This window comes from Nocardia thraciensis (genome assembly GCF_054782435.1).
This window is the reverse complement of the sequence record NZ_BAAGSM010000018.1, coordinates 340,723-358,016: the sequence shown is the minus strand read 5'-3', so window position 1 is coordinate 358,016 and position 17,294 is coordinate 340,723. Positions and strand designations below refer to the sequence as shown.

The following is a 17,294-nucleotide window of genomic DNA, read 5'->3' as shown; positions in this document are numbered from 1 at the left end:
GTCAGCTCCCCCCTTGACCATTCATGATCTGCGCAGCCCTCTCCGCCGCGCCGGTGTTCCAGTTCGATGGAAAACCACTGTTACTCAACGCATCCGGTGTGACCGCCTGGATCACCTGCACGTTCTTATCGATATGGGAGAACGCGTCCGAAAAGGACTGCCCGCTGTAATCGGCATGCCGGACCTGGTTGAACCCGTTGTCGGCCAACGTATCTCCCCACAAACGGGCGTCGATCTGCTCCTTCGACAGATGCGGATCACCAGCGATGTGGGAGTACATCTCCTTGAACGTGTTGGAGAAAGTCTCCTCCATCTCGTGATAGCGGCCCGCCGCCAGACCGAGGGTCTCCGCCATCGCGTTACCCGCCTGCACCAGCGCCCGCACACCCCACGACCAGCGCTCGGTGAACGTCTCCATCGCCTGCTGCACCGACGCCTTCCCCGCCTGCAACGGCGACAACGCCAGCACCGAAAACCCCCGACCAACCGCCCCCGTCTCACCGGTCCCCAGCTCCGACAACTCCCCGACAATCCCGTTGATCCCATCGGCAGCCTGCTGCAACACCGCCGGATCGACATTCAGTTGCTCCGCCGCCACCTACAACACCCCCACCCTGGCCGCCGAATCCTCATCGATCATCGGTGGAAATGCCATCGGCGCAGGCCCGACCGCGTCGATCATCACGCCCGTCGGATCCTCGCACTCGGCGGCGTACTCGCCTAACCGCCAACCACACAACGTGTGATACCGAAGCTCACCACCGGAGGCGGCACCACGGCGCGCCAGATAGCGCGCGAACTCCTCCTCGCTAGTGAACGCGGCAATCCACCACACGCCACCGACCTCGCACGTGGAGATCCGGTCATCATCAGTGAGCGGCACCAACAACGCCGCATCACGGAACGCGGCAACCAGGGCATCCGGCTGCCCGAACCCGGCATAGAACGCCGCGATCTCGGCCCGCAACACCGCCAGGCCATCCTCGGTATCGATCACGTCGGCACTCCCCTCCCGGTCGACAACCACCCCCGAGCAACGGCACTCCGAGCATACAGACCAGGTACACGCACGCCATGCACTAGAAGCGGCGCCCACGCCGATAACCCAATGCTCAGCCGGGTGATTACGCGACGGCTGACGCTCAGCCCGGACCTGTGAAAGTGGCCGCATAACAGAGACACCCCACGCCGCTTCTGGTCAGCGCGTCCATAGGCACTTGATTCGCCAGGCTCGCAGTAGCCACAACCGAAAGGAATAGCACTTATGACCAGACCCGTACCTCCCAGAAAGAAGACACGGCGCGCTGAACCTATCGACAAGCGCATCGCAAAGAACGGCACGGTGACCTACACCTTTCAGATCGACATCGGCACCAAACCGGACGGCACCCGCGACAGACAGCGGTTCACCTACCCCACTGCCGCGGTGGCGCGGCGCGAATATCGAAGGATCTCCACGGAGGTCGCCGAGGGCAAGTATGTGCGTTTCACGAACCTCACGGTGGACGAAGCGTGCGACGAGTGGCTCGACGGCCGACGCGGCATCCGCACGATCTCGCTGCGGGGCTTGATCAACGACCTCAAGCCCGTCCGGCGGAAGTTCGGTGGCCGCAAACTGGCCGACCTCACCAAGGCCGACGGCGATGCATTGGTCGAGTGGATGCTCACTGCCGGCCGCGTCGACCGGCACCGCTACGACCCCGAATCCCTCACCACACGCATCGCCGACTTCATCGCCAATCACCCCGACGGAATCTCGACTCGCGCCATCAACGCCGAATTCCCGGACGGCAACGTCCGATCCAGCCTCTCAGCACTGCTGCGCACCGGCCGTATCACCCGTCTACGTCGCGGCGTTTACGCGCCCGGCACGCAGGCGACCTCGATTCCAGCAGGGGGTCAAACCAGTCACCGTCCGCGCCACCTTGACCGCCTTCGGCGCGGTTTTACAGTCCTACGTCGACCAAGGTTTTCTCCCCCGCAACGTGATCGCGCTCGTGGAACGACCACCCGACGACATCGCCGATGATGACGACGACAACGAAACGCGGTCGTGGACCGTCGCCGAGATGGCAGCCTTCCGCGAATACGCCCGCACCCACCGCCTCTACGCCTGCTGGCTGCTGTCGTGCTACGGCATGCGCCGCAGCGAAGTCCTCGCCGCGCGCTGGACACGATTCACCAGCACCACCCTCCGCATCCGGCGCGGCCGCGTTGCGATTGACGGCACCCACACCGAAGAGAACCGGCCCAAGTCCCGTCGCAGCCGCCGCGACCTCCCTCCACCCGCCGATGTCGTCGAAGCCCTCGACGCACTCAAGAAGCTACAAATGGCCGAATGCCAGGCATTGGGCATCGAATGGACCGATGACCGGCTCATCGCCGTCCACGAAGACGGCACACCCGTCCGGCCCGAGTGGTACAGCGACGAGTTCCAGCGTCTCCGCACCCGCGCCGGGCTCCGCCGCATCCCGCTCAAGCACCTGCGCAACACCTCGGTGTCGCTGATGCTGGCCCTCGGCATTCCCCCGCACATCGTCGCAAGCCTGGCACGGCCACGACCCTGCCGTCTCCTGTCCATCTACTCCGACGCACAACCCGAAGACCTCCGCGCCGCCGGCGCCGCACTATTCACCTGAACACACAGACGATCCTCGATTTGGCACACTCTTGGCACACTCGGAAACTGACAGGCACTCAAGGAAATGGAGAGGCACTCCGCTATTACGGCATACGGACAGCTACAAACTCTCAACCTTCTGATTCGGTCCACAATGCGCGATAGCATCGAACGCACTCACAACCCGCGCTGAGCATGCACCAACCAGGCCGCGAACGAGAAAGAATTCATACGAGCAAACTCGCGACCAGCCACACTAAATCAAGGCTCACGACTTGCAGCAAGCGCACGCACAGCCGCCTCGCTTCAGGTCAAACTGGCCCGCTACACAGCCGAAACGCCCTGCAGCAGCGACGATTTCAACACACCGCACCAACAGTCAACCGATCCTCCCCACCATCCCGGAGTTTCGGATCATTTGCCGCCACAGCCCTCTACATCAGTAACCCAGCAACCACATCAAACGCGGACATCCACCGACGGATTCTCACGCACCAGCACCGGCTCTCATCGCGAGAATCGAGGCGATTCCTCCCACCCGCTGGCACACTGACGGTATCGAACACTGCTCGTTAACACCGTTAAAATATGCTCTGAACTGCGCGCCCGGAGAGACTCGAACTCCCAACCTTCTGATCCGTAGTCAGATGCTCTATCCGTTGAGCTACGGGCGCATGTCTATCAAGTTGTAGGTGCCCGGCGGGCCGGGCTTGGCGGAGGCGAGAGGATTTGAACCTCCGGTCCCCGTGAAGGGACAACTCATTAGCAGTGAGTCCCATTCGGCCGCTCTGGCACGCCTCCTGGAGCCTTCTCGTATGAGGGGCCCGGTCCTTTCGAACCGCCGAGAGGCAAGAGTACAGAGCAACCGCTCAGGAAGCAAAACGGCTGGTCATGAGGGTCGCTGTTCAGCGGAGGTGACTGTCGAACCAGTCGAAGATTCTGGTCTGGGCGGCCATCAGGGTCTCCGCGTCCTCGGAGTCGGAGGAGTCGAAGCCGGGACGGTCGGGGCGGTGGTGCAGGCCGGGATAGCTGACGAGGAGGGTGGCCACCGCCGCCGCGGCGGCGTCGCGCAGACGCTCGACCTGGGCCAGGGGGGTGCCGAGATCGTCGTCGCCGTACAGGCCCAGCCACGGCGCCTGGAGCTGCGGCGCGGCCCGGATCAGCGCGTCCGCCCGGTCGGTGAGCGGTTCGGCGATCCCGGGCGCCGCCACGCTGACCGCGGCTCCGATCGGCCGGGTCGTCGCCACCAGGAAGGCGGCGGTCCCGGCGGAGTCGAAGCCGAGCACCCCGATGCAGTCGCCGAATACGCCGCGCGCGACGAGCCAGTCGAAACACGCGTCGAAATCGGCGAACAGGTCGTCTCCGAACACCTTGTCGGTGGCGCCGTTGCGGTGAAAAAGATTGGGTGCCACCACGATCCACCCCTCGCTGGACAGCGAGCTCATCAACTCCAGCAACGCATCGGCGAACTCCCGTGATTCGTGCAGTACCACGATGCCGCCGCGCGCGTACCCTTCCGGCTCGATCACGGTGATGGGCACTCGGGCGGACGCCACGGGCCCTCGGTCGTCTTCCGTCTCCGAACCGCTGTCGCGCAATGGTGCAATATCTCGATAAATGCCCGACATGAATCCAGGGTAGTTCGCCTTTATAAACTTCTGAAGAACTAGCACGTGAGGACCGCTACCCAGAAATTTTCCGGCCGAGCCGACTCTGCGACCGAGCCCGTCCGGCAGGTTCTAGGGTGGTGGGGTGAACGCTCGCATTCGTCCGGACCTCGAGTCGATCCCCGCCTACACTCCCGGCCGCAGCCATCCCGGCGCGGTGAAACTGGCCAGCAACGAGAGCACCCCAGGCCCGTTGCCGACCGTCGCCAAGGCCATCGCGGAGGCGGCGGAGCTCGCCAACCGGTACCCGGACAACATGGCCAGCGAACTTCGCGCGGCCATCGCGGAGTTCCACGGGGTGGACGTGGCCGAGGTCGCGGTCGGCTGCGGCAGCGTCGCGCTGTGCCAGGAGCTGGTCCAGATCACCTGCGCGGCGCCGACCGACGAGGTGCTGTTCGCGTGGCGGTCGTTCGAGGCGTACCCGATCGTCACGCAGGTGGGCAACGCCCGGGCCGTGCAGGTGCCGCTGACCGACGGGTACGCCCACGATCTCGACGCTATGGCCGCGGCCGTCGGCGAGCACACCAAGCTGATCTTCGTCTGCAACCCGAACAACCCCACCGGCACCGCGTACGGCCGCGCCGAGTTGGTCCGGTTCCTCGACGCGGTGCCCGATCACATCCTGGTGGTGCTGGACGAGGCCTACTACGAGTACCTCCGACTGCCCGCGGACGACCACCCGGACGGGGTGCGGATCCGCCGCGATCGCCCGAATGTGCTTGTGCTGCGCACCTTCTCGAAGGCGTACGGGCTGGCCGGGCTGCGCGTGGGCTACGCGGTAGGCGATCCAGAGGTGATCACCGCGCTGCTGAAGGTGCATATCCCGTTCAGCGTCAATCGCCTCGCGCAAGCCGCCGCGATCGCCTCGCTGGACGCCCGGCACGAACTGCTCGAGCGCACCGATAGCGTTGTCGCGGAACGGAAACGGATGCGCGCGGCCCTGGAGGACGCGGGCTACACCGTGCCGCCGAGCGAGGCGAACTTCGTGTGGCTGCCGCTGGGCGCGCGCAGTGCGGAGTTCGGCGAGGCGAGTGCGGAGGCGGGAGTTCTGGTGCGCCCCTACGGAACCGACGGGGTCCGGGTGACAGCGGGCGATCCACACGAGAACGATCTGTTCCTGGCGTTCGCTACCGATCCCGCGACGGTCGCGAGGTTCCTCGGCTGATCGGACCGGCCTTCCCGAGCGTAATCGGGCCTATACGTTCACTTTTCGACTCGGGACGGCAGCACCGATCGCCAAATCGATCAGAATCAGCGAGTACCGAGCGCCTTCGAAATCGTCCGCCAAGCCCGCGGCAGCTCGTCCTTCCAGTACGGCCACGAGTGCGTGCCGACCGGATGCAGGTTCACCTCGGCCGGGATCTGCATCCGCGACAGTCGGTCGGCCAGCGCCATGGTGCAGGCGTTGGCGGCGCCCTCCAGCGGTCCGCCGAAGGTGACCGAGGTGGCCGAGTCCGGGCTGCCCGGAATGTCGTGCGGGCCCGGCATTCCGCTGCCCGACGAGAGGTAGATCGACTCGCCGCGCAGGCCTTCGGCGTTCACCATGACGTCGTGGGCCAGCCATTCGGGGTCGTCCTGATTGCCGAACATATTGTCCGGATTGCCGCCGTAGGTGCGCACCACCGCGCGCGCCTGGGCCTGGCCGAGATCCGAACCCATGGCGTAGCAGCCGCTGTGGGCGGCCACCGCGCGATAGAGCTTCGTATTGCGCATCACCAGCATCATCGCCGCCTCCGCGCCCATCGACACGCCCTCGACGGCATTGCGGCCGTTGCCCTGGAACTTGGCGTCGACCAGCGGGGGCAGCTCCTCGGTGAGAAACGTTTCCCACTTGTTGGTACCGAGCACGGGATCGGTGCGCTGCCAGTCGGTGTAGTACCCGGCCGGACCGCCGATGGTGAAGACCACGTTGACGTTCTTGTCGGCGAAGAACGACAGGGCGTCGCCGCGCTCGATCCAGTTGTTGTAGTCGTTGCTGGCACTGCGGCCGTCGAGCATGTAGAGGGTGGGACGCGGCTTGCTGCGGTCGGCGGGGAGCAGTATCTGCACCTGCACGGTGCGGCCCATCGCGGGCGATTTCACGAACACCCGGAGCAGACGGTCGTTGATCGGCTCGATGCGGTCGATCTCGGGCACCTTCGGAGGCGAAGGTTCCGCCCGAGGCTGAGGTCCGTCGGCGGAACCGGACTCGGCGGGCGGCTGATGTTTGGGCGGCGGCTCGGCCGCACCCGGCGCCGAGAAACTGGCCGCACCGAGGATCAGTGCGGCACAGGCAATGGCGGCGCCGGACAGCCGACGCCCAGCCCGGCGACGAACCATGGCCGATATCCTGCCAGAGGCGGGAGACGACGTCGAAGTTCGTAATGCACAAGTCGCGCGAAAGTGACCCGGGCCACAGGGGTTCGGCGTATCCTCCCCGGCTGGCCCCAGGCCGCACCGCCTATCCAGCGCCGCTCCGGACGCCGTAAACCACCCTGACATGACGACCATCGCCCAGGTCAGCAGGCCTGATCGAACCAAAGCCCCGCCACTTTCACCGGTGCCCGGGCAACCACGCCGAATCCAACCGCCGCTCCCACACCACCGAACTCCGCCCCGCCCTGCCACCGCACAGTCGATTGCGCACCCCGCAGGATCCGCCAGTAGTCTGGGATAGCTCCGGCCGCGCCGGAGCGAGGTGGGTTGCCCGAGCGGCCTAAGGGAACGGTCTTGAAAACCGTCGTGGTTCACGCCACCGTGGGTTCAAATCCCACACCCACCGCAGGTCAGGCGACGTTTCCGCGATCGTCGCCGTCGGTGTTCGGCGATTCGGTCCGCAGTTGGTCCGCAGTAGTCCGCGCAGCGGCAGCCTCGAGCCACCGCTTCCAGCCCTCAGCGGACCGTGCCAACTCCACTGGGGACATGTTCACGTAGAACTCCGGCGCCTCACCGGCCTCGATACGCTCGAGCAATTCATCCAGTACAGCCCGCGCACCCGCATCCATTCCTTCAGCCACCGCATCCAGATCGTCGTCATACAGGTGGCCGTAGAGATCGAGCGTCATGGTCGCCGTCTTGTGTCCGAGCATCTTCTGCACGACCTTGATATTCGCGTTCGCCTTGATCGCCAGCGACGCAGCAGTATGGCGCAGCCAATGCGGGACGAAGCCCTTCAGCTCGACCGCCTCCGCCGCCTGATCAAACACCCAGCGGAACTCGGCGGATTCGAGGTAGTCACCTTTGTGGCTGGGGAACACCAGCGCATCCGGCCCAAGGCCATCGATCAGCCGTTCCAGTTCCTTCACCAAGACACCCGGAACTGGGACGGACCGATTCGTGTGGTTCTTCGTATCGCTGACAACCGTCCCCGAGCCCCGTACGTACGTTGCCGAACGAACGATCCGAATACGCCGCGCTTCCACGTCCACATCCCTCGCCCGTAAAGCAGTGGCCTCTCCGAACCGGATACCGGTATAGGCCAGCACCAGCACCAGCACACGAAATCGGCCGGAGGCCATTCCCAGCCGCAGCGTTTGCACATGCGTGAGATAGACCTTGTCGCTCTGCGTGATAGCCGGTAGCTCGACATCCTCGGCTGGATTCACGGGCAACCGCTTGGATTTGATCGCAAACTTCAGCACCTGACTGAGAACCTGGTAGGACTGCTTGACCCGAGACGCAGACAGGCCGCGGCCCTCGAACCGGACACTGCCCGACTCCGACAAGTTCACGACCCATTCCTGGATGTCCTCGAACTCGATATCCCGCAACGGAGTCGAGCCCCATCGAGGCAGCACCAGGGTGTCCAGGAGCGACCGGTATCCGCCGACTGTCTTGGGTTTGCGCAGCTTCTTTGTGGTGTACCACTTCTCCGCGACCACCGAGAACAGCACGCCGCTACGGTCTGGGTCGACCCATGTACCGGTCACGACCTTCGTAGTTACGTCGCCATCGAGGTACTTCTGAGCCTCCGTCTTGGTGGCGAACGATTGCGCCCGCTCGGTGCCGTTCGGATCGACATAGCGAGCACGCCACCGCTTCCGACAGCCATAGTTCGCCGACTTCGCTCGTTGTCGAGACTTTTCACCTGTGACCGGATCGTCCACGGTAACCGTCTTGTACCAGCGATCTTCAACACCGGAGCGCGGATTACGACGGCCAGCCATCACGCCGCCGCCTTTCCACCGGTGGCTGTCAGCTGTTCCTGCTCATCGATCCAGGCGACTACCGTCGACCACTTCCACACCCGACGCCTTGGACTCATCTTGAAGCTGTCTGGGCCGTATCCGATATGCGCCCACCAGCGCCAGGTAGCCTCCGGTATCCCGGTCCGCTCCTCCAGCTGTCTCGCCCGTAGATATTCCTCCGCCATTGCCATTCCTCCCTATGCCGCATCCGGAGTTGCCGAAGTTTCGTGTAGGCCAGGTGGGTCGGCGGCCATCCGGGCTCGCAGGTATTCCGCACGCCACCGGGAGCGTTTGGAGATCGCGCCCATGATCAGGTGTTCGCGTAGCGGTCTGTCCTTGTCGCCCGGTTCGACCGGCGTCACCTTCAGATGCGAGGTGTCGGGCTTCTCGATGCCGACCGAGGCCAGCAGTTGCCGAACGAATTCCGCGCGATCGGCCTTGTGATCGGGCAGGGTCTTGCCGGACCAGCGACGCGACACCAGCACCCGGCGACCAGGCAGGCCGAGGGTGTCCCGGCGGTGCGCTTTGCCCTTGCAACGGCCCGGCACGGTCTTGTCACTGGCACCGCGGGGGACGATGCCGTATTCGAGCCAGACCGGGCAGCGCGGAGAACACGGCACGTGCCGGAGTTCAGCGTGTAACCGGTCGTAGTGGTCGGCCGCACGGTCCGAGCGCGGTTCCACGATTTCGCTGATGGACTTCACGAGGTACTTGGTGACGTAGCCGATGGTGCGGCCCGCCTTTTCCGCGACCACGCCCTTGATGTGCTTACGGTCCATCTGGTCGCCGAACCGGATGGTGTGCGCAGGCTCCAGGTCGTCAACTGAGTCGAGCTGGTCGAGCGCGTCATCCCAGTAGGTCAGCGGGCGGCCGTCGCCGGGATCGACGAAGGTGGCCTTGCGGTGATCCCACACCGGCTGATGTTCACGACCGTAGATGCGGTTCTGAGGCTCGAAGTGCGGCCACCAGACCTGATGGTAGGTAGCGGCTGTTACTTGCTTGAGGATGTCGCGGGAGATCGCGCCGCGGACGAGGATGTGCAGGTGCGGAGCACCGCGTTTCTGCGGTTCCACCGTGGCGAAATACTGTGCGTCCCAGCCGATCGCGCGGCGTAGGTTCTGAATCCAGCGGTCGACCAGCTTGGAGAAGAACACGATGTCTCGCGCCTGCCCGGCGTAGTCGTAGCTGCCGGGATTCACCGGCGAGCCGTCCGAGCACGGTTCGCCCTGGTCGGTAGTGGCACCATCCTGGTTGATCCGGCCGTAGGAGGGCATGGTGAGGGTGACGAACATGCTCGGTTGGTGCTTGCCCGCGAACACCTTGCCGACCGTGCGCTTCTCCACCTTCTTCCGAGGCAGGTTCGGCACGTCCTGACGCCGACGAGTCGACCGTTTACGCCGATCCTTCACCGTCGCACCCAGGGCCGGGAGACGACCACGCAGCCCGGTCTCCCGCAACTCCTGATCGAGGTCCGCAACGACTTCCCTGATGCCCGCTGCGTTTTCATCGTCACCGTCTTCAATGGCCTGGCGGTAGTCGGCGACGAGATCCGCACGGGCGGTGAGCAATTCGATCTGCTTCTCGGTGGGGTCGGTCTTGTAGTCCACCGGTTCGGACTCCATGTGCCAGCCCTCGCGGCACTGCGCGATCCGGAGTGCCCGGTTGGCCTTGGCGCACGCCGGGCACACCGATTCGATAGTGGACTTGCACGGCGCAGCCTCATAGGTCACGGTGCCCGTGTTCGGGTCTTCCACCCGCATCGGAATCGGCCGCTGGCATACGTCGTACTTCTCCGCAGCAGCCTGCGCCGCCTCGAACAGATTGGGCATGGCGCGACGCTGAGCAGCTGTCAGCCGAGTCGGCCGGTCTAGGTCAACGATCCCCTCACTCATCAGGCTGCCTCCTTGTTTCCGCTCCGGCCGGGACCGTCGATACGGGGCAAGGTGATGGTTTCCGCGAGCGAATCCGATTGCCGGAGAGCCAGTTCCATGACTCCTGGTGCGGCCACGGTGGCGCTGCAGTTCTGAGCGCCGAAGGTGTGTGCGATCCGGTCGACGCGGTTCTCGTAGTCGTCGGGGCATTGCCCGTCGACCATCCGCACCCGCAGCCGGTCGACCGCCTGGCCGATCTCGGCACTCTGTAGCCGCGGGATGAATACGGCTCCGGGCTTGTCGGCACGGCGAACGGTCAGGTTGCAGGCTTCCAACCGCTTGTCCCAGCGACTCCGGTAGCGCCACCAGGTCAGGAACCGGCAGCGTGCCCGCGCGGTGATCCAGCGCTCGAACATCTCCGGACGCTTCCATCGCCACAGCATGATCACCGCGAGGAACACCCCGACCACCACGACACCCAGCACCCACGACACCAGCACTCCGGCAGCCACCGCACCCGCGAGCGGTAGCGAGATCATCGGGAACAGCACCGCCCACCACACCGCGACGAACACCGCCCGAGTGAGCTGCCAGACCACCTTGAGCACCGCTTCGCTGATCTCCTCGAACGGGTCGGTGGTTTGCTTCCGGTTCGATGGCGTAGCCATCACACGGCCCTCCTTCGGGTGTCGGGTAGGTCGAGGGACATCTGAGTCGGTTGCTCGGCTTCAGCGAGCCAGGTACGCCACATGTCCTGATCCGAGTTCCGGTACACCACAGTCTTTTTCGTCATCCGGTTCTTCAGCGCCGCCACGTAGATCCAGGCATCGGCGGCCGTGCGGGCAGTGGGGATGGGCCGGACTACGCGGTCGACCAGGACGCCCCACTGCACGCCTTCAGTGGTGGTCATGCCGCCCAGTCCTCTCCCCCGTCGTCGTCCAGGTGGCCGACGTCCCAGCCGGGCAGCTCACCGGTTTCGGCAAGCACACGCACCGCGACGGAGAGCGGGTCCATGCCGGATCGTTCGAACTGGCAGCGTCGACGCGCCTGGAGATCTACCACCGAGGCGTAGTCATCACCGTTGGTCCGGCGACCAGAGCGGCTGCGGCGAATGTTGTTGTTGTTCATGGCTATTCCTCGATTCCTGCGTTGATTTCGGTGTCGGAGATGCCGCAGACGGCGCAGGCACGCGGAGTCTTCTCGTCACGCGGCCGTCGACTCGATTGCGGGAATTCGTGGCCCTGCTGGGCGCATTTCGCGGAGGCAATGCAGCCGTCGCACCAGACCTTGTCGCCGTCGTAGACCCAACCGACCCCAGCCCCGTGACGGGTGATGTAGGCAATGGCTTGGCTGACCGAGGTGAAACACAGTCCGTCGTCGCGGGTTTCGCTGTAGCGGTCGCCGCAGCCGTCGCAGTGAATGACCACGTGTGCTTGCGTGAGGAATCCCGTGTTCATGCCGCCTCGCCCAGGTCGTCGCCGGTCGACTCGTCGCCGAGGTCATCGGGGTCGAAATCGCTGTAATCGGCTTGCGGGGAAAGATCCGGCTGTTCGGGGGCGTACTGCTCGACAAGGCGGTCTATGTCGTCGTTGGACACCCAAAACGCCCGCACCCGAACGAATTCGGTGGTTCCGTCCTCACCGACGTAGCCGACACCCGGCGTAGTGTCCGGGATCTTGTCGCACAGCGCCCCGCGATCCTTCGCGCCCTGACCGTGCACCATCGTGGTCTGGGTCGGCTCGTCGAGGCGCAGGCCGATACGGACCGGGAACAGCTGCCGGTTGGGCATCGTCTCTTTGGACGGGTCCTGTAGTGCGGCAACCAGGGAAACACCGGCCGCGCGGCCCTGCGACAGCAGCAGCCCTGTCAGCCTCCGGAATTCCTCCTGCTGTTCCCGAGTCGCGTAGGACGACAGGGCAGCTGCCTCATCGATGAGGATCAGGACCAGCGGTGCGTCCTTGGTCGGAATGTGCTTGCGGGAGCCGGTTTGCCGCATCAGCGCGGTCCGTGCCCGCATGACCTCTACGGCCTCGTTGAGCATGCGGAGAATGCCGTCCTCATCCCATTCGAACCGCACCCACAGCTTCTCGCCGCGCCCGAATTCCGCGCCGCCCTTGGGATCTGCGAGCCACACATCCACCAGACCGGTTTTGATGGCAGGCCCGATTCCGGCGATGATCGACCACAACACCGAGCCCTTGCCGGAACCGGTAGCCCCGGCGAGCAGGATGTGGGCGTAGAGCACCCGCAGCAGCCACAGGTAACCGTCTTCTCGGATACCGACTGGGACCGCCTCCAGGTCCACCTCGTTGTGAACCGCTTCCGGCGCCGTTGCCGGATCGGCGAGCGTGTCATACACGCGCACCTGGAGACGGACCCAGCCTGGTTCGAGCAGCGTTGCCGCGACCCGATCCACCCCCATGTACTGGGCCAGCTGGTCAAGGGTGTCGTCGTTGTTCCAGTCCTTGAGCTTCTGACCGCCCACCATCTGAAAATCCACGGTCAGCCCGTGGGTGTCGTAGTCGTAGAAGTCCAGCCGCGGGAAGCCCTTCTCCGGCGAGGCCAGGCCCACGACATGCAGCATCGTGTCGGTTTGCATCGGGTCGCACAGGATGAACACCGCCGCACGCAATTCGGCCGGCGCTTTCGCCGCGATCTCCTCGGCCGACAGGTTGCTTTCGTCCCGCCAGCGACGGCCGGGCCACGGATACATCCAGGCCCCGAAACCCAGCGCCCCTACAGCGGAGACGACAGACGGAATCAAAATCGATGACATATGAAGAACTCCTTGTCAGGAGACCGCGAACGGCAGCGCGTCTTGCTGCGCAGGTCGCGGTGGATGAATAGGACGCACCGGCGGAACCGGGCGAGGTCTGGCAGGAGCCGGGGCCGGACGTGGAGGTGGCACCGGGGCCAGTTCGGGCGCAGGGACCGGATCAGGTTCGGCCACAGACGTTTCCGCCGCCTGGCGGACAGACTCACCTGCTACAGGTGTGGAGGCCGCCGAACTGCGTTGTGCGGCACGGAACAGCACCGCCAGGCCATGGGTGTCGACCAGCAGCGAGATCGGTGCGATAGCGGCCACCACGGCACAGGCGATCGGATGCAACTGCTTGCCCGCCATGGCCGCGTGAATGCTGTTGCCCGCCACCGACACCAGCGCGCCGACGATCAATACCCGGACGAAGAAGATCCGCTCGGGTGATTTCGCCAGCACGAGCGCACCGGCGGTGGCCTGCACGATGGTGCCGTCGATGATCAGCGGGAACAGCCACGCATCCGATACCGGAATGTGCGCCATGATCGCCAGATCTCGCAGGGTCGCGAAGGACAGGCGGAAGGCGGCAGCGCCGACGCCCACGATCACCAGGACCGCGAACACCCGCGCTGCCAGCATTCCCCGCTCAGGCGTGAACATCACGCAGCCCGCTTCCCAACCAACCCGGCTACCGAGAGCTGCAACTCCCCGATCAGGCGGTACACCTCGTAAGGCGACAGCGCGGCCGAGTCGCGACCCACCTGCAGGAACACCACATCCTGATCCAGGTCATAGCCGCACTCGAGCCATACCCGGCCCGGAAGGCGCGGAGGACGAGGCCAGCGCATCACGCCACCGCCTTCTCAGCGGCCAGATGCTCCGCCTGGTCGTGCAGCATGAGAATCTGCGGCAGCCGATCTGCCAGCGTGCGAGCATCCTCGATCGACAGGTTCAGCCAGGCACGGCCGCCCGCGTTCTCCAGCTCCACATCGACGCTGGCCGGAATGCGGTCGTCATACGCACTTCGACGGGACGGCCGGTACTTCGCCTCGATACCGTCGAACTTGCGGACGGTGACATCCATGAACGACATGGCGATCACGCAGCCTTCTCGTCACGAGCCGGACGAGACGCGCCGACGTTGTTCGGAGGCTGCTTCGAACCCGAGTTGTCGCCCTTGATGCCGGTCGCCCGGTACTGGTAGCCCAGGTACTTGAACTCGCCCTGACCCATCACTTTCGGCTCCGCCGTCAGGCCCTCCAACTCGACCGTCCGCATCCCGGTACCCGGAACGATCTCCTCCGTCGCCGGAACCGGCTGCACCTCCGCGATGAAGATGACCTCGAACGAGGCCCGCTTCGCCTTGTCCTGGTGCGGATCGGTCACCGTCGCCTTCCACAACGGCAGACCCGTGCCCTGCCCCTCCCGGTCGATGTCGAACACCGGCTTCGGCTGCGCGTTCGGATTCGGGTTGTACTCCGTCACCTGCGAAATCTCGCCCAACAGGACGAGGCCCTGGGGGAAGGCTGTGCCGAACTGAATCGGGAACTGGTAGCCCCTGCTGATCGCCATTACTGGTCTCCTTGCCTCTACTGACTTCCTTCTCACCGCCCTTCGGGAGCGGCGATAGGCCCATCGTATACGTAGCTTCGTATACGTACAAGCCTTGCGTATACGTAGAGGCCATGGGACACCGAAGCGCCAGGTCACAGACACCATCCGATGGAACGTGCTGGGCACATGAGCGCAGAACGGGGCAGGGACGGGGATCACCCCGCTCGGATCAGCCCACGGGATAGCCGCAACCTTGCTGGCGGCTCAATCGACACAGAGCGCAACACCGCCTTGTACGTATACGCACCTTCGTATACGCTAGCTCAAAATGCATGCCCACCTGGGCAGATGCGACTTCTCGTCATCGACCCTGCCCGTGGGCCGATGGAGCACTGGTGAGGGATGCGCGATGAGATTCCGTCCAACTGCGCTCGGGTGGATAGACCCCGACATCAGCACCGCACTTGAGTGGGACCGTGCCCAGATGTACCGGCTAGCAAGACATTTGGGGTATGTCCTCATTTGGCCGGAACCGTCCTGGATACCTCTCGTCGACCAGGTGCGCGCAGAGGACGTTGACGCGGTCATCGTCCCGTCGCCCACGCACCTCCACCCCATCCTGCTCAATGCGCTGATGGATGTCGCCGACGTCGAGACGGTGTTGCCTCGCATGTCGTTCGCACGCTGGGCGCTGGTCAGTACCGGCGGGAGACCTCTATGAGCGGCTGGGCAACCTTCGGCCTATTTCTTGGAGCACTCGGCCTGTCGGTCATTGTCTTCTGCGCAATCGTTTATTGGCCGCAACGGGTACCGAAAGATCGAACAGTCGAAGCTATTCGGAAACGCATCGAAGAGGAAGACGACGAGTAACAAAATGCCGACTGGCCGCCGCAAACCCGGATTTACGTATACGAAGTACGGTATACTCACCTGGGCGACACACGAACCGAAGGGACTGTGCTCAATGGCGGAACCGGCGTACGTTTCCATTGCGGGCGAATTTGCTCGACGCATTCGAAGCGGAGAGCTACCGCCCGGAATGCAGCTTCCAAGCTATTCCGAAATCGCCGCACAAAACAAGGTCTCTGACATTGTCGTGCGCAAGGCAATCGAGTTGCTTCAAAGCCAGGGGCTCGTTCGCGCTGTCCGGCGGCGCGGAGTATTTGTCGCTGACCGTCCGAACCTGATCCGGATCTCGCCTGAGCGACAGATGGAGGACCCCGAAGTGACCTTCGGAAACGAGGCCGACAGCGATGTCCAGATCAGCCGGACCACTGAGCGGGTTCCTGCAACCGAGGAGCTGGCCGAGGCATTCGGCGTGCCTGTAGGCGAGGAGATCACGCACATCATCACCCGTGCAGCCGACGGCGGCCGACCAATCTCCGTGTCGGACACCTACCAACCCTTGGACATCGCAGACTGGACCAGCGCAGCAGTGCTCGAGGAGACCGTTTCCGATCGCCTTCCTACACCCAGTCATGCCGCCTGGTTGGGTACTACACCCGGCGATCTCGTAAAAACGGTCCACCAGCGGTACATCAATACCGAAGGTCGACTAATTATGGTATCGAATGTCTCTTACCCGCGCGACCGCTACGACGCATTCGTATTTCGCATGACGCTGAATCCAACCTCCGAACTTACGAACGAGACGTAGCAGCGATATCGTGTACGCGCGCTACCGGCCTAACCGATTACACGGTTGGGCCGGTCGTCGAATTAGCGACGAACCCAGCATTGTGCCCGGTCCGACAGATTCCACCACGAAACAAATTGCGTATCTTCGGATTTCAGTTCCCAACGCGCGGCCAGCGCATCAAAGAATGCGTCGTCTCCGGTCTTGCCGCCCTTCGGCTCACCGATATAGACTAGCCGCTCACCGCCATTAGCCTCGAACGCGGTCAACGCCTCCGACGCCATCGCATTGCCCCACCCCGGAGGCCAGCACAGGAACAGCACGTCACCCGGCCTCGCCGACCGTGACGCGAACTCCGTCAAGTCACCCACGCTGTGCCAAACATCCATCTGCCCCGCGGCTTGGGTAAACGAGGGGTTCACCGTCCTATCCGGCGGTTCGGAGTCGTACCCCTCAACGCTCACGCCCGCACCGGCCAGCTGCGCCACCCAGTACCCCCGCCCCGCACCCAGGTCTACAACCACGCCGCCTTGGCTCACCTCCGCCATCCACGCAATCGTCTCGGGCGACGGAATCGCGTAGGCATAGGCGGCCTGCAAGATTGTCTGCGCGAAGCCCAGCCGAGCACTCCCCTGCTCCCGGCCACCGTTCACCACTCGGCGACCCTCGTGCTCGAACACCGATGGAGCAACGATGTCCCAGTACGGATTTGCGCTGACGGCCCGATCCCCGGTCATGTAGTGGACCAACCGGAGATCGAATGCCGCGTCTGCTCTCTCGTCACCCGTCCCCGGCAGCATCGGCGCCGTATCCAGATACTCCGCCACCTTCGGGTAGTCGGCATTCAGCCGTTGCTCGTCCCCCAGCAACGCGGCCAGTTCCTCACGACGGTCCGCCGTCAACGCAAGCTCAGCCATGCATCGATTCTCCCGCGGCGTAGCCAGTTCCGCGATCAGTTCGAACAAGATCGCATAAGCCACGAGAGGCAGGCAACTATCAGACCGAGTGGAATCGCAGAACGT

At 64.3% G+C, this 17,294-nt stretch carries 22 protein-coding genes and 3 tRNA genes; 6 read left to right on the top strand and 19 right to left on the bottom strand.

Annotation, left to right across the window (positions count from 1 at the left end; translation table 11 throughout):
• Position 1: 1 nt before the first annotated feature.
• Both ACYVLQ_RS11085 and ACYVLQ_RS11080 read right to left on the bottom strand, forming a co-directional pair.
• The gene (locus ACYVLQ_RS11085; protein ID WP_460697306.1) at positions 2-598 is read right to left on the bottom strand and encodes a type VII secretion target; all 597 of its coding nucleotides are present in this window, start codon (positions 596-598) and stop codon (positions 2-4) included.
• The gene (locus tag ACYVLQ_RS11080; protein WP_460697305.1) at positions 599-997 is read right to left on the bottom strand and encodes an SseB family protein; all 399 of its coding nucleotides are present in this window, start codon (positions 995-997) and stop codon (positions 599-601) included.
• Between the two features lie 345 nt (positions 998-1,342).
• On the opposite strand from ACYVLQ_RS11080, the gene ACYVLQ_RS11075 reads away from it, so the two are divergent.
• Entirely contained in the window at positions 1,343-2,029 is a 687-nt protein-coding gene (locus ACYVLQ_RS11075) for a hypothetical protein (protein WP_460697304.1), read from the top strand.
• On the top strand, positions 1,926-2,639 hold the full coding sequence (locus tag ACYVLQ_RS11070; RefSeq protein WP_460697303.1) for a site-specific integrase: 714 nt from the start codon (positions 1,926-1,928) through the stop codon (positions 2,637-2,639). The genes ACYVLQ_RS11075 and ACYVLQ_RS11070 overlap by 104 nt, the downstream gene beginning before the upstream one ends.
• A 582-nt stretch (positions 2,640-3,221) precedes the next feature.
• Here ACYVLQ_RS11070 and ACYVLQ_RS11065 read toward each other — a convergent pair.
• The 3 genes from ACYVLQ_RS11065 to ACYVLQ_RS11055 form a co-directional block, all read right to left on the bottom strand.
• Positions 3,222-3,294: transfer RNA gene (locus ACYVLQ_RS11065), tRNA-Arg, on the bottom strand.
• A 37-nt stretch (positions 3,295-3,331) separates the two neighbouring features.
• Positions 3,332-3,421 (bottom strand) — tRNA-Ser (locus ACYVLQ_RS11060).
• Positions 3,422-3,525: 104 nt separating this feature from the next.
• A complete protein-coding gene (locus tag ACYVLQ_RS11055) occupies positions 3,526-4,248 on the bottom strand; it encodes a dienelactone hydrolase family protein (protein ID WP_460697302.1) in 723 nt (240 codons plus the stop codon).
• A gap of 124 nt (positions 4,249-4,372) precedes the next feature.
• Here ACYVLQ_RS11055 and hisC point away from each other — a divergent pair, with 124 nt between their 5' ends.
• Positions 4,373-5,452, top strand: coding sequence for a histidinol-phosphate transaminase (hisC, locus tag ACYVLQ_RS11050; protein WP_460697301.1), 1,080 nt, complete (start codon positions 4,373-4,375; stop codon positions 5,450-5,452).
• Positions 5,453-5,538: 86 nt separating this feature from the next.
• Here the strand turns inward: hisC and ACYVLQ_RS11045 are convergent, their stop codons facing one another.
• Positions 5,539-6,606 carry an alpha/beta hydrolase gene (locus ACYVLQ_RS11045; RefSeq protein WP_460697300.1) on the bottom strand — a complete coding sequence of 356 codons (1,068 nt, stop codon included), beginning with the start codon at positions 6,604-6,606 and terminating at the stop codon, positions 5,539-5,541.
• Between the two features lie 357 nt (positions 6,607-6,963).
• On the opposite strand from ACYVLQ_RS11045, the gene ACYVLQ_RS11040 reads away from it, so the two are divergent.
• A tRNA-Ser gene (locus ACYVLQ_RS11040) sits at positions 6,964-7,048 on the top strand.
• Between the two features lie 4 nt (positions 7,049-7,052).
• On the opposite strand, the gene ACYVLQ_RS11035 is transcribed toward ACYVLQ_RS11040, so the two are convergent.
• Genes ACYVLQ_RS11035 through ACYVLQ_RS10980 form a run of 12 tightly spaced genes read right to left on the bottom strand, consistent with a single transcriptional unit; the run spans position 7,053 to position 14,654 of the window.
• Positions 7,053-8,432: a tyrosine-type recombinase/integrase gene (locus ACYVLQ_RS11035; protein WP_460697450.1), complete on the bottom strand. Its 1,380-nt coding sequence runs from the start codon at positions 8,430-8,432 to the stop codon at positions 7,053-7,055.
• A complete protein-coding gene (locus tag ACYVLQ_RS11030) occupies positions 8,432-8,638 on the bottom strand; it encodes a helix-turn-helix transcriptional regulator (protein WP_460697299.1) in 207 nt (68 codons plus the stop codon). Before ACYVLQ_RS11030 ends, ACYVLQ_RS11035 begins: the two co-directional genes overlap by 1 nt.
• A gap of 12 nt (positions 8,639-8,650) precedes the next feature.
• Positions 8,651-10,345 carry a replication initiator gene (locus ACYVLQ_RS11025; protein WP_460697298.1) on the bottom strand — a complete coding sequence of 565 codons (1,695 nt, stop codon included), beginning with the start codon at positions 10,343-10,345 and terminating at the stop codon, positions 8,651-8,653.
• Positions 10,345-10,992, bottom strand: coding sequence for a hypothetical protein (locus tag ACYVLQ_RS11020; RefSeq protein WP_460697297.1), 648 nt, complete (start codon positions 10,990-10,992; stop codon positions 10,345-10,347). Before ACYVLQ_RS11020 ends, ACYVLQ_RS11025 begins: the two co-directional genes overlap by 1 nt.
• Positions 10,992-11,234, bottom strand: a complete 243-nt coding sequence (locus tag ACYVLQ_RS11015; RefSeq protein ID WP_460697296.1) for a hypothetical protein — start codon at positions 11,232-11,234, stop codon at positions 10,992-10,994. The genes ACYVLQ_RS11020 and ACYVLQ_RS11015 overlap by 1 nt, the downstream gene beginning before the upstream one ends.
• Entirely contained in the window at positions 11,231-11,452 is a 222-nt protein-coding gene (locus ACYVLQ_RS11010) for a hypothetical protein (RefSeq protein ID WP_460697295.1), read from the bottom strand. Before ACYVLQ_RS11010 ends, ACYVLQ_RS11015 begins: the two co-directional genes overlap by 4 nt.
• A 2-nt stretch (positions 11,453-11,454) precedes the next feature.
• Positions 11,455-11,781 (bottom strand): hypothetical protein, encoded by a 327-nt coding sequence (locus ACYVLQ_RS11005; protein WP_460697294.1) that lies wholly within the window; start codon positions 11,779-11,781, stop codon positions 11,455-11,457.
• Positions 11,778-13,100: an FtsK/SpoIIIE domain-containing protein gene (locus ACYVLQ_RS11000; RefSeq protein WP_460697293.1), complete on the bottom strand. Its 1,323-nt coding sequence runs from the start codon at positions 13,098-13,100 to the stop codon at positions 11,778-11,780. The genes ACYVLQ_RS11005 and ACYVLQ_RS11000 overlap by 4 nt, the downstream gene beginning before the upstream one ends.
• Positions 13,101-13,115: 15 nt before the next feature.
• Entirely contained in the window at positions 13,116-13,742 is a 627-nt protein-coding gene (locus ACYVLQ_RS10995) for a DUF2637 domain-containing protein (RefSeq protein ID WP_460697449.1), read from the bottom strand.
• Entirely contained in the window at positions 13,742-13,933 is a 192-nt protein-coding gene (locus tag ACYVLQ_RS10990) for a hypothetical protein (protein ID WP_460697292.1), read from the bottom strand. Before ACYVLQ_RS10990 ends, ACYVLQ_RS10995 begins: the two co-directional genes overlap by 1 nt.
• Complete coding sequence (locus tag ACYVLQ_RS10985) at positions 13,930-14,184, bottom strand: hypothetical protein (protein WP_460697291.1); 255 nt, start codon at positions 14,182-14,184, stop codon at positions 13,930-13,932. The genes ACYVLQ_RS10990 and ACYVLQ_RS10985 overlap by 4 nt, the downstream gene beginning before the upstream one ends.
• A complete protein-coding gene (locus ACYVLQ_RS10980) occupies positions 14,181-14,654 on the bottom strand; it encodes a hypothetical protein (protein WP_460697290.1) in 474 nt (157 codons plus the stop codon). Before ACYVLQ_RS10980 ends, ACYVLQ_RS10985 begins: the two co-directional genes overlap by 4 nt.
• 541 nt (positions 14,655-15,195) lie before the next feature.
• Between ACYVLQ_RS10980 and ACYVLQ_RS10975 the strand changes: the two genes are divergently transcribed.
• Together ACYVLQ_RS10975 and ACYVLQ_RS10970 are read left to right on the top strand one after the other, a co-directional pair.
• The gene (locus ACYVLQ_RS10975; protein WP_460697289.1) at positions 15,196-15,357 is read left to right on the top strand and encodes a hypothetical protein; all 162 of its coding nucleotides are present in this window, start codon (positions 15,196-15,198) and stop codon (positions 15,355-15,357) included.
• Positions 15,358-15,600: 243 nt separating this feature from the next.
• Positions 15,601-16,293, top strand: coding sequence for a GntR family transcriptional regulator (locus ACYVLQ_RS10970; protein WP_460697288.1), 693 nt, complete (start codon positions 15,601-15,603; stop codon positions 16,291-16,293).
• Between the two features lie 62 nt (positions 16,294-16,355).
• On the opposite strand, the gene ACYVLQ_RS10965 is transcribed toward ACYVLQ_RS10970, so the two are convergent.
• Entirely contained in the window at positions 16,356-17,252 is an 897-nt protein-coding gene (locus tag ACYVLQ_RS10965; RefSeq protein ID WP_460697287.1) for a hypothetical protein, read from the bottom strand.
• Positions 17,253-17,294 lie beyond the last annotated feature (42 nt).

Bases quoted from the DNA above. Each gene is read 5' to 3' on its own strand.
- ACYVLQ_RS11055 (WP_460697302.1), bottom strand. From the start codon at position 4,248: ATGTCGGGCATTTATCGAGATATTGCACCATTGCGCGACAGCGGTTCG.
- ACYVLQ_RS11045 (WP_460697300.1), bottom strand. From the start codon at position 6,606: ATGGTTCGTCGCCGGGCTGGGCGTCGGCTGTCCGGCGCCGCCATTGCC.
- ACYVLQ_RS11035 (WP_460697450.1), bottom strand. From the start codon at position 8,432: ATGGCTGGCCGTCGTAATCCGCGCTCCGGTGTTGAAGATCGCTGGTAC.
- ACYVLQ_RS11030 (WP_460697299.1), bottom strand. From the start codon at position 8,638: ATGGCGGAGGAATATCTACGGGCGAGACAGCTGGAGGAGCGGACCGGG.
- ACYVLQ_RS11025 (WP_460697298.1), bottom strand. From the start codon at position 10,345: ATGAGTGAGGGGATCGTTGACCTAGACCGGCCGACTCGGCTGACAGCT.
- ACYVLQ_RS11020 (WP_460697297.1), bottom strand. From the start codon at position 10,992: ATGGCTACGCCATCGAACCGGAAGCAAACCACCGACCCGTTCGAGGAG.
- ACYVLQ_RS11015 (WP_460697296.1), bottom strand. From the start codon at position 11,234: ATGACCACCACTGAAGGCGTGCAGTGGGGCGTCCTGGTCGACCGCGTA.
- ACYVLQ_RS11010 (WP_460697295.1), bottom strand. From the start codon at position 11,452: ATGAACAACAACAACATTCGCCGCAGCCGCTCTGGTCGCCGGACCAAC.
- ACYVLQ_RS11005 (WP_460697294.1), bottom strand. From the start codon at position 11,781: ATGAACACGGGATTCCTCACGCAAGCACACGTGGTCATTCACTGCGAC.
- ACYVLQ_RS11000 (WP_460697293.1), bottom strand. From the start codon at position 13,100: ATGTCATCGATTTTGATTCCGTCTGTCGTCTCCGCTGTAGGGGCGCTG.
- ACYVLQ_RS10995 (WP_460697449.1), bottom strand. From the start codon at position 13,742: ATGTTCACGCCTGAGCGGGGAATGCTGGCAGCGCGGGTGTTCGCGGTC.
- ACYVLQ_RS10980 (WP_460697290.1), bottom strand. From the start codon at position 14,654: ATGGCGATCAGCAGGGGCTACCAGTTCCCGATTCAGTTCGGCACAGCC.
- ACYVLQ_RS10970 (WP_460697288.1), top strand. From the start codon at position 15,601: ATGGCGGAACCGGCGTACGTTTCCATTGCGGGCGAATTTGCTCGACGC.